The 14,318-nt window shown below is 52.5% G+C and carries 12 protein-coding genes and 7 tRNA genes; 18 read left to right on the top strand and 1 reads right to left on the bottom strand.

The genetic code is table 11. The annotated features are described in order from the left end of the window. The first annotated feature begins 51 nt into the window (after window positions 1–51). The 9 genes from nagD to FHD02_RS10720 all read left to right on the top strand — a co-directional run bounded on the left by nagD (window position 52) and on the right by FHD02_RS10720 (window position 3,649). Window positions 52–804, top strand: a complete 753-nt coding sequence (gene nagD / locus FHD02_RS10760) for a ribonucleotide monophosphatase NagD (protein WP_038638796.1) — start codon at window positions 52–54, stop codon at window positions 802–804. Window positions 805–1,055: 251 nt separating this feature from the next. Further along, on the top strand, window positions 1,056–2,720 hold the full coding sequence (gene asnB / locus FHD02_RS10755; protein WP_003835552.1) for an asparagine synthase B: 1,665 nt from the start codon (window positions 1,056–1,058) through the stop codon (window positions 2,718–2,720). A 223-nt stretch (window positions 2,721–2,943) separates the two neighbouring features. Further along, window positions 2,944–3,020: transfer RNA gene (locus FHD02_RS10750), tRNA-Met, on the top strand. Between the two features lie 8 nt (window positions 3,021–3,028). Continuing rightward, window positions 3,029–3,113: transfer RNA gene (locus tag FHD02_RS10745), tRNA-Leu, on the top strand. A gap of 23 nt (window positions 3,114–3,136) precedes the next feature. Continuing rightward, window positions 3,137–3,211: transfer RNA gene (locus FHD02_RS10740), tRNA-Gln, on the top strand. A 37-nt stretch (window positions 3,212–3,248) separates the two neighbouring features. Then, window positions 3,249–3,323: transfer RNA gene (locus FHD02_RS10735), tRNA-Gln, on the top strand. A 21-nt stretch (window positions 3,324–3,344) separates the two neighbouring features. Then, window positions 3,345–3,421: transfer RNA gene (locus FHD02_RS10730), tRNA-Met, on the top strand. 43 nt (window positions 3,422–3,464) lie between these two features. Further along, window positions 3,465–3,539 (top strand) — tRNA-Gln (locus tag FHD02_RS10725). Window positions 3,540–3,574: 35 nt separating this feature from the next. Continuing rightward, a tRNA-Gln gene (locus tag FHD02_RS10720) sits at window positions 3,575–3,649 on the top strand. Between the two features lie 104 nt (window positions 3,650–3,753). Here FHD02_RS10720 and ubiF read toward each other — a convergent pair. After that, window positions 3,754–4,929, bottom strand: coding sequence for a 3-demethoxyubiquinol 3-hydroxylase (ubiF, locus tag FHD02_RS10715; protein ID WP_137370877.1), 1,176 nt, complete (start codon window positions 4,927–4,929; stop codon window positions 3,754–3,756). A gap of 147 nt (window positions 4,930–5,076) precedes the next feature. Here ubiF and miaB point away from each other — a divergent pair, with 147 nt between their 5' ends. The 9 genes from miaB to gltL all read left to right on the top strand — a co-directional run bounded on the left by miaB (window position 5,077) and on the right by gltL (window position 14,274). After that, window positions 5,077–6,507 carry a tRNA (N6-isopentenyl adenosine(37)-C2)-methylthiotransferase MiaB gene (gene miaB, locus FHD02_RS10710; protein ID WP_042309792.1) on the top strand — a complete coding sequence of 477 codons (1,431 nt, stop codon included), beginning with the start codon at window positions 5,077–5,079 and terminating at the stop codon, window positions 6,505–6,507. Between the two features lie 153 nt (window positions 6,508–6,660). Beyond that, window positions 6,661–7,707 carry a PhoH family protein gene (locus tag FHD02_RS10705; RefSeq protein WP_042309794.1) on the top strand — a complete coding sequence of 349 codons (1,047 nt, stop codon included), beginning with the start codon at window positions 6,661–6,663 and terminating at the stop codon, window positions 7,705–7,707. Continuing rightward, window positions 7,704–8,171, top strand: coding sequence for an rRNA maturation RNase YbeY (gene ybeY / locus FHD02_RS10700; RefSeq protein ID WP_137370878.1), 468 nt, complete (start codon window positions 7,704–7,706; stop codon window positions 8,169–8,171). The genes FHD02_RS10705 and ybeY overlap by 4 nt, the downstream gene beginning before the upstream one ends. A gap of 96 nt (window positions 8,172–8,267) precedes the next feature. Further along, window positions 8,268–9,146, top strand: coding sequence for a CNNM family magnesium/cobalt transport protein CorC (gene corC / locus FHD02_RS10695; protein ID WP_038638785.1), 879 nt, complete (start codon window positions 8,268–8,270; stop codon window positions 9,144–9,146). 24 nt (window positions 9,147–9,170) lie between these two features. Beyond that, window positions 9,171–10,709: an apolipoprotein N-acyltransferase gene (lnt, locus tag FHD02_RS10690; protein ID WP_137370879.1), complete on the top strand. Its 1,539-nt coding sequence runs from the start codon at window positions 9,171–9,173 to the stop codon at window positions 10,707–10,709. Window positions 10,710–11,066: 357 nt separating this feature from the next. Next, entirely contained in the window at window positions 11,067–11,975 is a 909-nt protein-coding gene (gene gltI, locus FHD02_RS10685; RefSeq protein ID WP_003022762.1) for a glutamate/aspartate ABC transporter substrate-binding protein GltI, read from the top strand. 159 nt (window positions 11,976–12,134) lie between these two features. After that, on the top strand, window positions 12,135–12,875 hold the full coding sequence (gene gltJ, locus FHD02_RS10680) for a glutamate/aspartate ABC transporter permease GltJ (protein WP_137370880.1): 741 nt from the start codon (window positions 12,135–12,137) through the stop codon (window positions 12,873–12,875). After that, window positions 12,875–13,549: a glutamate/aspartate ABC transporter permease GltK gene (gltK, locus tag FHD02_RS10675; protein ID WP_003022757.1), complete on the top strand. Its 675-nt coding sequence runs from the start codon at window positions 12,875–12,877 to the stop codon at window positions 13,547–13,549. The genes gltJ and gltK overlap by 1 nt, the downstream gene beginning before the upstream one ends. Next, complete coding sequence (gltL, locus tag FHD02_RS10670) at window positions 13,549–14,274, top strand: glutamate/aspartate ABC transporter ATP-binding protein GltL (RefSeq protein ID WP_003022754.1); 726 nt, start codon at window positions 13,549–13,551, stop codon at window positions 14,272–14,274. Before gltK ends, gltL begins: the two co-directional genes overlap by 1 nt. Window positions 14,275–14,318: the final 44 nt, after the last annotated feature.

Here is a 14,318-nt window from a genome sequence, read left to right as displayed (position 1 = left end):
CATATAGTAGTGGATTACTATAAGACTCATAACTAATTCCCTGGGTTGTTCATGACCATTAAGAATGTAATTTGTGATATCGACGGCGTGCTGATGCACGACAATGTTGCCGTACCGGGTGCGGCAGAATTTCTGACCGGGATCCTGGAAAAAGGCCTGCCGTTAGTTCTGCTGACTAACTATCCTTCACAGACCGGGCAAGATCTGGCAAACCGCTTCGCCACCGCGGGTGTGAATGTCCCCGATAGCGTCTTTTATACTTCCGCCATGGCTACCGCTGATTTTCTTCGTCGCCAGGAAGGGAAAAAGGCCTACGTGGTAGGTGAAGGCGCATTAATTCATGAGCTATATAAAGCCGGATTTACCATTACCGACGTGAACCCCGATTTTGTGATTGTTGGCGAAACGCGCTCCTACAACTGGGACATGATGCATAAAGCAGCATATTTTGTCGCTAACGGCGCGCGTTTCATCGCCACAAACCCGGATACTCACGGCCGCGGCTTTTATCCAGCCTGCGGGGCGCTCTGCGCCGGTATCGAGAAAATCTCTGGTCGTAAGCCGTTTTATGTCGGCAAACCCAGCCCGTGGATTATTCGCGCGGCACTCAACAAAATGCAGGCGCACTCAGAAGAGACCGTTATCGTTGGCGATAACCTGCGTACCGATATTCTGGCAGGATTCCAGGCCGGTCTGGAAACCATTCTGGTATTGTCTGGCGTCTCAACGCTTGACGACATCGACAGCATGCCGTTCAGACCGAGCTGGATTTACCCGTCCGTTGCTGAAATAGACGTCATTTAATCTCTTTAGCCGGATAACAACATCTGCAAGTTATCCGGCCTGAAAAATACATCCATTCAATAAAATCACCACTTCACTGTTGATTCATTAATAATAGCGCTCATTACATAATCTTTTTTCATCAATCAGCAATGACCATTGCGTTTTTTATTTTCCGCACCGTAATTCGCTTGCGCCCTCTCCCGCTTTGCGGCATTTTCTTTATCAAGCAAACATAAAAAGCATTACGCAACAGGTTAACGGAGAAGGTTATGTGTTCTATTTTTGGCGTATTCGATATTAAAACTGACGCAGTTGAACTGCGTAAAAAAGCCCTGGAATTGTCTCGTCTGATGCGCCATCGCGGCCCGGATTGGTCAGGTATTTACGCCAGTGATAACGCCATTCTGGCGCACGAACGTCTGTCCATCGTCGACGTCAATGCCGGCGCTCAGCCGCTGTATAACGTGAAAAAAACGCATATCCTGGCTGTTAACGGTGAAATTTATAACCATCAGGCGCTGCGAGCGGAATATGGCGATCGCTATCAGTTCCAGACGGGTTCAGACTGCGAAGTTATCCTCGCGCTGTATCAGGAAAAAGGCCCAGAGTTCCTGGATGACCTGCAAGGCATGTTTGCTTTTGCCCTGTACGACAGCGAACAGGACGCTTACCTGATTGGTCGCGATCATATCGGGATCATCCCACTGTATATGGGTTACGACGAACACGGTAACTTCTACGTCGCGTCTGAAATGAAAGCCCTGGTTCCGGTATGCCGCACGATCAAAGAATTCCCGGCCGGTAGCTATTTGTGGAGTAAGGACGGCGAAATTCGTCAGTACTATCAGCGCGACTGGTTTGAATACGATGCGGTCAAAGACAACGTGACCGATAAAAACGAGCTGCGTCAGGCGCTGGAAGATGCAGTGAAAAGCCACCTGATGTCAGATGTTCCTTATGGTGTGCTGCTGTCCGGTGGTCTGGATTCATCCGTCATTTCCGCGATTACGAAAAAATACGCGGCGCGCCGTGTTGAAGATCAGGAACGTAGCGAAGCCTGGTGGCCACAGTTACACTCCTTCGCCGTCGGGCTGGAAGGCGCACCGGATCTGAAAGCCGCGCAAGAGGTAGCGAACCATCTGGGGACCGTGCACCATGAGATCCACTTCACCGTGCAGGAAGGTCTGGATGCTATCCGCGACGTGATTTATCACATCGAAACTTACGATGTCACAACGATCCGCGCATCGACGCCAATGTACTTAATGTCGCGTAAAATTAAAGCGATGGGCATTAAAATGGTGCTGTCGGGTGAAGGCTCTGACGAAGTATTCGGCGGCTATCTCTATTTCCACAAAGCGCCAGACGCGAAAGAGCTGCATGAAGAAACCGTGCGTAAGCTGCAGGCGCTGCATATGTTCGACTGCGCCCGCGCCAACAAAGCGATGTCTGCCTGGGGTGTGGAAGCTCGCGTGCCCTTCCTGGATAAGAAATTCCTTGATGTGGCAATGCGCATCAACCCGCAGGATAAAATGTGCGGCAACGGCAAAATGGAAAAACATGTGCTGCGCGAATGTTTTGAATCTTACCTGCCTGCCAGCGTCGCATGGCGTCAGAAAGAGCAGTTCTCTGATGGTGTCGGTTACAGCTGGATTGATACCTTGAAAGAAGTGGCTGCTGAGCAAGTTTCTGACCAGCAACTGGAAACCGCCAGCTTCCGTTTCCCTTACAACACGCCATCATCTAAAGAAGCGTATTTGTACCGTGAGATTTTTGAAGAATTGTTCCCGGTTGCCAGCGCGGCGGAATGTGTGCCTGGCGGGCCATCAGTAGCCTGTTCTTCTGCCAAAGCGATTGAATGGGATGAAGCGTTTAAAACCATGAACGATCCCTCTGGCCGTGCAGTTGGCGTACATCAGTCCGCTTATAAATAAGTTAATCCTTAGAAAAGGGCCCTGCGGGGCTCTTTTTTTATGTCTGTTTTCTGTGCAAAAAAACAATTAATAACTAATAATTGCCGAATATTGCGCCATGCTGTTCGCAACCTAACCAAACAGTCACATTCCAGCTATTTTCAATGAAAAAGGGGTTGACGCTTCAAGGCTCAATACGCATAATGCGCCCCGCAACGCCGATAAGGTTACGCGAAAAAAAGATGGCTACGTAGCTCAGCTGGTTAGAGCACATCACTCATAATGATGGGGTCACAGGTTCGAATCCCGTCGTAGCCACCATCTTTTTTGCGGGAGTGGCGAAATTGGTAGACGCACCAGATTTAGGTTCTGGCGCCGCAAGGTGTGCGAGTTCAAGTCTCGCCTCCCGCACCATTCACCCGTAAGCGTTGCACGGATGGGGTATCGCCAAGCGGTAAGGCACCGGTTTTTGATACCGGCATTCCCTGGTTCGAATCCAGGTACCCCAGCCATTTTTTCTTCGATATAGCGGTTCACCGCAACGGTCATTGGGGTATCGCCAAGCGGTAAGGCACCGGTTTTTGATACCGGCATTCCCTGGTTCGAATCCAGGTACCCCAGCCATCGAAGAATATAATAGTATCAGGCTACGTAGCTCAGCTGGTTAGAGCACATCACTCATAATGATGGGGTCACAGGTTCGAATCCCGTCGTAGCCACCATATTAAGGACGTATCGACTCGTTCGGTAAAGCCAAAATATTGTTGGGGTATCGCCAAGCGGTAAGGCACCGGATTCTGATTCCGGCATTCCGAGGTTCGAATCCTCGTACCCCAGCCAATTTCAAAAGTCGTCCACATTGTGGGTGCGCCCGTTGGGGTATCGCCAAGCGGTAAGGCTCTGGTTTCTGATACCAGCATTCCGAGGTTCGAATCCTCGTACCCCAGCCATATTAAAAAAGCTCGCTTCGGCGAGCTTTTTGCTTTTCTGCGTTTATCGCCTGATGGCGCTCCGCTTATCAGGCCTACGTATTTCCCCCGTAGGCCTGCCTGAATTACAATCCTAACGCATACTTCAAGGCCTGACGTTTCAGTACGCCTGCGCGCTCTGCGGCCATTAACCCGAGATTACGCATGATACGCAGCGGCTGCAGGTTGTTGCTGAATCCGGCGTAGAACAGATCCATCCCACTCTGCATAATGAAATTATCAGTCATACGACGATTCTGATAACGCTTCAGCACCGGCTGACTGGCCCAGGATTCACCGTAGCTGCGCGCATTAACCAGCACGTCAATCAGCGCATCCACATCACGGAACCCCAGATTAACGCCCTGCCCCGCCAGCGGGTGAATGGTATGCGCGGCATCGCCTACCAGCGCAAGGCCTGGCTGCACATATTGCAACGCGTGACGACGCGTAAGCGGGAATGCCCCCGCCGCCACAGGCGTAACGTTGCCGAGTCGTGACGGGAAGTGTTTGGCGATCTCCGCCTGCAATTGCGACATAGTCAGGCCTTGCAACTGGCGGATACGCGCTGGTGAGTCATACCACACCAGCGAGGCCCAGTTATCAAACAGCGGTAAAAACGCGCGTGGGCCGTCAGGTGTAAATTGTTGCCAGGTGCTGTCGCCGGGTGCGTTCTCGCATTGTACGGTGATCAACATACAGGACTGCGCGTATTGCCAGGCATGAATACCAATCCCGGCCATTTTCCGCACCTGAGAATTTGCGCCATCCGCGCCGATCACCAGCTTCGCGCTGATTTTCTCACCGCCAGCCAGTTCAAGCTCATGCCGATCGTTATGTTGATGCAGAGAGATCAATGACGCCGGTACGCGCAGCGTGACTTTCGGGTGAGCTTCCAGCGCCTGCCAGAGCGCCTGTTGCAGAACCGTGTTTTCCACCATATAGCCCAGCAAAGGTAACTTAAGCTCGGCGGCATCAAACATGACATGGGCATTTTCCCATTCCCACGTTTCCAGACGACGGTAAGGATGACTGCGCATACCCTGAACCGTATCCCAGACCCCCAGTCCTTTCAACAACGACACCGAGGCGGAGCTAATGGCGGAAATTCTGACATCGGGCTGTCCATCAGCCACAAACGGCGCGGGAACGGCGTGTTCAATGACCGTTACCGTAAATCCATGCTGCGCCAGTCCAAGCGCCAGCGCGCCGCCGACCATCCCCCCGCCGACAATGGCAATTTCCGTTGGTTGATTTGTCATGTGGTCAATCATCCTGTTACATGTATTGTGTAAGTTTACAGGATTTTTTACCCCTTGAGGCTGACATCCGTCATACTGGTCACAACCGCGCCAAAGCAGTACACTATGCGCCCTGCATTTCAGCCACAATTTCGCAAGAGCAAGTCGATGACCAAAAAACTCCATATTAAAACCTGGGGCTGTCAGATGAACGAATACGATTCATCGAAGATGGCCGATCTGCTGGATGCCACTCATGGGTATCAACTGACCGACGTGGCGGAAGAAGCGGATGTGCTGCTGCTGAATACCTGCTCAATCCGTGAGAAGGCTCAGGAAAAAGTTTTCCATCAGTTGGGCCGCTGGAAGCTGTTAAAAGAGAAAAACCCCAATCTCATCATCGGTGTCGGTGGCTGTGTCGCGTCACAAGAAGGCGACCATATTCGCCAGCGCGCCCACTACGTCGATATTATTTTTGGGCCGCAGACTCTGCATCGCCTGCCGGAAATGATCAACAAAGTACGTGGAAGCACTAGCCGTAGCCCGGTAGTTGATATCAGTTTCCCGGAGATAGAAAAGTTTGACCGCCTGCCGGAACCGCGTGCTGAAGGTCCAAGCGCGTTTGTGTCCATCATGGAAGGCTGTAATAAATATTGTACCTACTGCGTGGTGCCCTACACCCGCGGTGAGGAAGTCAGCCGCCCGGCGGATGACATCCTGTTCGAAATCGCTCAGCTTGCGGCGCAAGGCGTGCGTGAAGTGAACCTGCTGGGGCAAAACGTCAACGCCTGGCGCGGTGAGAACTATGACGGCACAACAGGATCCTTTGCTGACCTGCTGCGTCTGGTGGCGGCGATCGACGGCATTGACCGCATCCGCTTCACCACCAGCCATCCGATCGAATTCACCGATGATATCGTTGAAGTTTATCGCGACACGCCGGAGCTGGTGAGCTTCCTGCACCTGCCGGTACAGAGCGGTTCAGATCGCGTACTGAATCTGATGGGGCGCACCCATACCGCGCTGGAATACAAAGCGATTATCCGCAAACTGCGCGCAGCGCGTCCGGACATTCAGATTAGCTCGGATTTCATCGTTGGCTTCCCAGGCGAAACCACACAGGATTTCGAGCAGACCATGAAGCTGATTGCAGACGTGAATTTTGACATGAGCTACAGCTTTATCTTCTCTGCGCGTCCTGGCACCCCGGCCGCCGATATGGTTGACGACGTACCGGAAGAAGAGAAAAAACAGCGTCTGTATATCCTGCAGGAGCGTATCAACCAGCAGGCCATGGCCTGGAGCCGTCGTATGGTCGGCACAATCCAGCGCATTTTGGTTGAAGGTACGTCGCGCAAAAGCATCATGGAGTTGTCAGGACGTACCGAAAACAACCGTGTCGTGAACTTTGAAGGCACACCGGAAATGGTCGGTAAGTTTGTGGATGTTGAAATTACCGATGTCTGGACAAACTCCCTGCGCGGTAAAGTGGTTCGCACCGAAGACGAAATGGGTCTGCGCATCGCAGAATCCCCTGAGTCGGTCATTGCGCGTACCCGCAAAGAAAACGATCTGGGTGTAGGTATTTACCAGCCTTAATCTTCTGGCCCGTCAGCTCTGGCGGGCCTTGTATTTCCTCCTGCAATCCCCATATTTATTGCAATGCTTGCGCCTTTTCCCTATGGCGTGAATAATTTCCTTAGATGCCGGTAAATGTTCAGCGTCCGGCGAGACATGCTAAAGAGGAACAGTTTGAACATAGACACTCGCGAAATCACCCTTGAACCCGCAGACAACGCCCGCCTGTTGAGCCTTTGCGGTCCATTTGATGACAACATCAAACAGTTGGAACGTCGTCTCGGCATCGAAATTAACCGTCGGGATAACCACTTTAAGCTGACCGGTCGCCCAATTTGCGTCACCGCTGCGGCTGATATTTTACGCAGCCTGTATGTCGATACCGCCCCAATGCGCGGTCAGACCCAGGACATTGAACCTGAGCAAATTCATCTGGCGATTAAAGAAGCGCGAGTGCTTGAGCAAAGCGCGGACAGCGTGCCGGAATTTGGCAAAGCGGTGAATATCAAAACCAAACGCGGAGTGATTAAACCGCGTACGCCAAACCAGGCACAGTATATCGCCAACATTCTCGATCACGACATCACCTTCGGCGTTGGCCCTGCGGGTACGGGTAAAACGTATCTTGCGGTTGCCGCCGCGGTCGATGCACTTGAGCGCCAGGAGGTCCGTCGAATTCTGCTGACCCGTCCGGCAGTGGAAGCGGGTGAAAAACTGGGCTTCCTGCCGGGAGATCTCAGCCAGAAAGTCGATCCGTATTTACGTCCGCTGTATGACGCGCTATTCGAAATGCTCGGTTTTGAGAAGGTCGAAAAACTGATCGAGCGTAACGTCATTGAGGTGGCGCCGTTGGCCTATATGCGCGGTCGTACCTTGAACGATGCGTTCATCATTCTTGATGAAAGCCAGAACACCACCATCGAACAGATGAAAATGTTCCTGACCCGTATCGGCTTTAACTCCAAAGCGGTCATCACCGGCGATATCACTCAGATTGACCTGCCGCGTAGCACCAAGTCAGGTCTGCGTCATGCCATTGAGGTGCTGGCCGAAGTCGACGAGATTAGTTTTAATTTCTTCCACAGCGAAGACGTGGTTCGCCACCCGGTAGTCGCCCGTATCGTCACGGCGTATGAAGCCTGGGAAGAAGCAGAACAGAAACGTAAAGCCGAGCTGGCAGCGGAACGCAAGCGCGAAGCTCAGGAGCAGGAGCAAAAATGAGTCAGGTTATTCTCGATTTACAGCTGGCATGTGAAGACGAAACCGGTTTACCCACAGAAAGTCAGTTTCAGGGCTGGCTGAATGCGGTAATCCCGCAGTTTCAGGAAGAGTCTGAAGTGACGATTCGCCTGGTCGATGACGCGGAAAGCCACGAGCTGAACCTGACCTATCGCGGAAAAGATAAATCAACCAACGTGCTCTCTTTCCCGTTTGAAGCTCCGCCGGGCATTGAGATGCCGCTGCTGGGCGATCTGATCATCTGCCGTCAGGTGGTTGAGAAAGAAGCTCAGGAGCAAGGTAAGCCGCTTGAAGCCCACTGGGCGCACATGGTGGTGCACGGTAGCCTGCATTTACTCGGCTACGACCATATCGAAGATGATGAAGCGGAAGAAATGGAATCCCTCGAAACAGAGATTATGCTTGCTCTGGGCTATGAGGATCCGTACATTGCCGAGAAGGAATAAGCCGTCGGGCATCTGCCCGGGCTTCCCATGAAGCCATGCGCTGAGTTTACGCGCATTGAGCGATCTATTAACTAACATGAGAACCCATACGACGCCATGAGCGACGACAATTCACACAGTAGTGACACGTTAACCAGCAAAAAGGGATTCTTTTCCCTGTTACTGAGCCAACTTTTCCACGGTGAACCCAAAAACCGCGACGAACTGTTGGAGCTGATCCGTGATTCCGGGCAGAACGACCTTATCGATGAAGATACGCGTGATATGCTCGAAGGGGTGATGGACATTGCGGACCAGCGTGTTCGCGACATCATGATCCCCCGCTCGCAAATGATTACCCTGAAACGCAACCAGACCCTGGATGAATGCCTCGATGTCATTATCGAGTCAGCCCACTCGCGTTTCCCGGTGATCAGCGAAGACAAAGATCACATTGAAGGGATTCTGATGGCCAAAGATCTGCTGCCGTTTATGCGCAGCGATGCCGAAGCTTTCAGCATGGAGAAAGTGTTACGCCAGGCGGTTGTCGTACCGGAAAGCAAGCGCGTTGACCGCATGCTGAAAGAGTTCCGCTCCCAGCGTTATCATATGGCTATCGTCATCGACGAGTTCGGCGGTGTCTCTGGTCTGGTGACCATTGAGGACATCCTTGAACTGATTGTTGGTGAAATCGAAGATGAGTACGACGAAGAAGATGATATCGACTTCCGTCAGCTCAGTCGCCACACCTGGACCATTCGCGCGCTGGCGCCAATTGAGGACTTCAACGAAGCCTTTGGCACCCACTTTAGCGACGAAGAAGTCGATACCATTGGCGGTTTGGTCATGCAGGCCTTTGGTCATCTGCCCGCTCGTGGGGAGACTATCGACATTGATGGTTACCAGTTCAAAGTGGCAATGGCCGACAGCCGTCGTATTATTCAGGTTCATGTCAGAATTCCGGACGACTCACCCCAGCCCAAACTGGACGAATAAACCCGAAACTGGATCTAAGACTACATGGCATTTGCCTCACTAATTGAACGCCAGCGCATTCGCCTGCTGCTGGCGTTATTATTCGGTGCCTGCGGGACGCTGGCTTTCTCTCCGTATGACATCTGGCCTGCGGCGATCGTATCGCTGATGGGCCTGCAGGCTCTCACCCTCAACCGCCGTCCACTTCAGTCAGCCGCTATCGGCTACTTCTGGGGCCTGGGGTTGTTTGGTTCCGGCATTAACTGGGTCTACGTCAGCATCGCGCAGTTTGGCGGTATGCCAGGTCCGGTTAACGTTTTCCTTGTGGTACTGCTTGCCGCCTACCTTTCACTCTATACCGGTCTGTTTGCTGGCGTGTTGTCACGCCTGTGGCCGAAAACAACCTGGCTACGCGTCGCCATTGCCGCGCCGGTTGTCTGGCAGATAACCGAGTTCCTGCGGGGCTGGGTGCTGACCGGCTTTCCGTGGCTGCAGTTCGGCTACAGCCAGATTGACGGCCCGCTAAAAGGGCTGGCGCCGGTGATGGGCGTTGAAGCGATAAACTTCCTGCTGATGATGGTCAGCGGCCTGCTGGCGCTGGCTATCGTACAGCGTAACTGGCAATCGCTGATTGCTGGCATGGTGCTTTTCGCTCTGCCCTTCCCGCTGCGCTATATCCAGTGGTATACGCTTGAGCCGGAAAAAACGACTCAGGTTTCGATGGTCCAGGGTGACATTCCACAATCACTCAAATGGGATGAGGGTCAGCTACTTAACACGCTGAAAATTTATCTCGACGCCACCCAGCCCGAAATGGGCAAATCACAGCTGATCATCTGGCCGGAGTCCGCTATCCCGGACCTGGAAATTAACCAGCAGCGTTTTTTGAGCATGATGGATGACCTGCTGAAATCGAAAAACAGCACGTTGATTACCGGTATCGTAGACGCGCGGCTGAATAAGCAGAACCGTTACGACACCTACAACACCATCATCACGTTGGGTAAAGACAGTCCGTACAGCTACGACTCCAGCAACCGCTACAACAAAAACCATCTGGTACCGTTTGGCGAGTTTGTCCCGCTGGAATCGATCCTGCGCCCGTTAGCGCCGTTCTTTGACCTGCCTATGTCGTCGTTCAGCCGCGGACCGTATGTGCAGCCACAGCTGCATGCGCATGGCTTTAAGCTGACCGCAGCTATCTGCTACGAAATCATTCTTGGCGAACAGGTTCGTGATAACTTCCGCCCGGATACGGACTATCTGCTCACCATCTCTAACGATGCGTGGTTTGGTAAGTCTATCGGCCCGTGGCAGCACTTCCAGATGGCGCGTATGCGTTCCCTGGAACTGGCGCGCCCGCTGCTGCGTAGCACCAACAACGGTATTACGGCGGTGATTGGTCCACAGGGTGAAATTCAGGCGATGATCCCGCAGTTTACCCGTCAGGTGCTGACCACCAGCGTGACGCCAACCACGGGCTTAACCCCGTATGCCCGGACCGGTAACTGGCCGCTATGGCTGCTTACCGCGCTGTTTGGCTTTGGCGCGCTGGTAATGAGCCTGCGCCAGCGTCGTAAATAACCTTCCTTCCCCAAGCCGGATAACGATTTGTTTATCCGGCCGACAAACTCCCTACCCTGCCCATTATGGCACGCCTATTGCTTTGTTATACAAGGCAAACGCCGTTTTGGCTGAATGTGCAACCTGGTCGCACCAAAGTTGAGCTTTGGTAGCACCTGAAAAGTGCAACAAGATATTTTTGCCCCCAAATGGTGCGGCGCACTTCGCAAAAATAAACAATAACACAGCAAATTCTTTACATTCATCCAAACTAAATGTTAACAAACATATACAAGACTGCACGTTTAAGTAGCAAACAATAACAACATCACAATGGGTATCAATGCGTCCCTGGCGCAGACGATAAAGGAGTTGGATATGCAATTACGTAAGCTCGCCACTGCTATGCTGGTCATGGGAATGTCCGCCGGTCTGGCGCACGCAGAAGACGCAGCACCAGCGGCAGGCAGCACGCTGGACAAGATCGCCAAAAATGGCGTTATCGTTGTCGGCCACCGTGAATCATCGGTACCGTTTTCTTACTACGATAATCAGCAAAAAGTGGTCGGTTATTCACAGGATTACTCCAACGCCATCGTTGAAGCCGTGAAGAAAAAACTCAACAAGCCTGACCTACAGGTAAAACTGATCCCGATCACCTCACAGAACCGTATCCCGCTGCTGCAAAACGGTACCTTCGACTTTGAATGTGGCTCCACCACCAATAACGTCGAGCGTCAAAAACAAGCGGCATTCTCTGACACTATTTTCGTTGTTGGCACCCGTCTGCTGGCGAAAAAAGGCGGTGATGTTAAAGATTTCGCTGACCTGAAAGGCAAGGCCGTGGTCGTGACTTCGGGTACCACCTCGGAAGTGCTGCTGCACAAGCTGAACGAAGAACAAAAAATGGATATGCGCATCATCAGCGCGAAGGACCATGGTGACTCTTTCCGTACTCTGGAAAGCGGCCGCGCCGTTGCCTTTATGATGGATGACGCCCTGCTGGCTGGCGAACGCGCGAAGGCGAAGAAACCAGACAACTGGGAGATCGTCGGCAAGCCACAGTCTCAGGAAGCCTACGGCTGCATGCTGCGCAAAGATGACCCTGAGTTCAAAAAGCTGATGGACGACACTATCGCCAAGGCGCAGACCTCAGGCGAAGCGGAAAAATGGTTTGATAAGTGGTTTAAAAACCCAATTCCACCGAAGAACCTGAACATGAATTTCGAACTGTCAGACGAGATGAAAGCCCTGTTCAAAGAACCGAATGATAAAGCGCTTAACTAACTAAAATAAATGGGAGGCTTCCCCTCCCTCTCGATTGCTACTCGGCACGGACAGACTATAAGCCTGATGGTCGTTCCCCATCAGGCCTGAAAACCGCAAAACGCCGAATAACAATCTTCGAGGGTAGCGCTGCTACCCTTTTTTTTCTGGAGTAGATTTATGTCTATAGACTGGAACTGGGGTATTTTTTTACAACAAGCCCCGTTCGGCAACACCACCTATCTCGGCTGGCTTTGGAGTGGCTTCCAGGTCACGGTCGCGTTATCCATCACCGCCTGGATTATCGCTTTCCTCATAGGCTCATTATTCGGCATCTTACGTACCGTTCCAAATCGTTTTCTTTCCGGGATCGGCACGCTATACGTTGAGCTTTTTCGTAACGTTCCGCTCATCGTCCAGTTTTTCACCTGGTATCTGGTTATTCCTGAACTGCTTCCGGAAAACATTGGGATGTGGTTCAAGGCTGAGTTGGATCCCAACATCCAGTTCTTCCTCTCATCGATGCTTTGTCTGGGTCTGTTTACCGCCGCGCGCGTCTGCGAACAGGTTCGTGCCGCTATTCAGTCTCTGCCTCGTGGGCAGAAAAACGCCGCACTGGCGATGGGGCTGACGTTACCTCAGGCCTACCGCTATGTTCTGTTGCCAAACGCATACCGCGTGATTGTTCCGCCAATGACCTCAGAGATGATGAACCTGGTGAAGAACTCCGCGATCGCCTCCACCATCGGCCTGGTCGATATGGCTGCTCAGGCAGGTAAGCTGCTGGATTACTCCGCCCACGCTTGGGAATCGTTTACGGCTATTACCCTGGCCTACGTGCTGATTAACGCAGTCATCATGCTGGTGATGAATCTCGTCGAACGCAAGATCCGCCTGCCGGGCAATATGGGAGGCAAATAATGTACGAATTTGACTGGAGTTCTATTGTCCCTTCCCTGCCGTACCTGCTGGACGGGCTGATCATCACGCTGAAAATCACCGTCACGGCGGTCGTCATTGGTATCGTATGGGGAACTATCCTGGCCGTCATGCGTCTGTCCAGCTTCGCGCCGATAGCCTGGTTTGCGAAAGGCTACGTCAACGTATTCCGTTCTATTCCACTGGTGATGGTACTGCTGTGGTTCTACCTGATTGTGCCTGGCTTCCTGCAAAACGTATTGGGTCTGTCGCCAAAAACCGATATTCGCCTGATCTCGGCGATGGTCGCGTTTTCGATGTTTGAAGCCGCGTACTACTCAGAGATTATCCGGGCTGGGATCCAGAGTATTTCTCGTGGACAGTCCAGCGCCGCGCTGGCGCTGGGGATGACCCACTGGCAGTCGATGAAGCTCATTATTCTGCCGCAGGCCTTCCGCGCGATGGTGCCGCTGCTGCTTACCCAGGGTATCGTACTCTTCCAGGATACCTCGCTGGTCTATGTATTAAGTCTGGCAGATTTCTTCCGTACCGCCTCCACCATTGGCGAGCGTGACGGCACGCAGGTTGAAATGATCCTGTTTGCTGGCGCCGTTTATTTTGTATTCAGTCTGAGCGCATCGTTGTTGGTCAGCTATTTGAAGAAAAGGACAGTTTAATGATTACCCTGAAAAATGTTTCTAAATGGTATGGTCACTTTCAGGTGCTGACCGACTGCTCCACGGAAGTGAAAAAAGGCGAAGTAGTCGTGGTTTGCGGTCCTTCAGGTTCCGGTAAATCCACGCTGATCAAAACGGTGAACGGTCTGGAGCCGGTACAACAGGGCGTCATCACGGTTGATGGCACCGTGGTGAACGACAAAAAAACCGATCTGGCCAAACTGCGCTCCCGTGTGGGTATGGTGTTCCAGCACTTTGAACTGTTCCCGCATCTGTCGATTATTGAAAACCTGACGCTGGCGCAGGTAAAAGTGCTTAAACGCGACAAAAAACCAGCCCGCGACAAAGCGCAAAAGTTACTGGAACGTGTCGGTCTGTCTGCGCATGCCGAGAAGTTTCCGGCTCAGCTCTCCGGGGGCCAGCAACAGCGTGTCGCCATCGCCCGGGCGCTGTGCATGGATCCTATCGCCATGCTGTTTGACGAACCAACGTCGGCGCTTGATCCTGAAATGATCAACGAAGTGCTGGACGTTATGGTTGAACTGGCCAACGAAGGGATGACCATGATGGTGGTGACCCACGAAATGGGCTTTGCGCGGAAAGTAGCGAACCGGGTAATCTTCATGGATGAAGGGAAAATTGTTGAAGACTCACCGAAAGAAGAGTTCTTCGCCAATCCGAAGTCGGACCGCGCCAAAGACTTCCTCGCCAAAATCCTGCACTAATCTTGCTGGCGCGCACCGCTATGTGCGCGCCACCTCACGCTTTA

It is taken from the genome of Citrobacter sp. EC_71, from assembly GCF_019584005.1.
GTDB classification, from domain to species: domain Bacteria; phylum Pseudomonadota; class Gammaproteobacteria; order Enterobacterales; family Enterobacteriaceae; genus Citrobacter; species Citrobacter werkmanii.
Note: the sequence above shows the minus strand (reverse complement) of the source record. Positions and strands in the feature narration are given on the sequence as shown.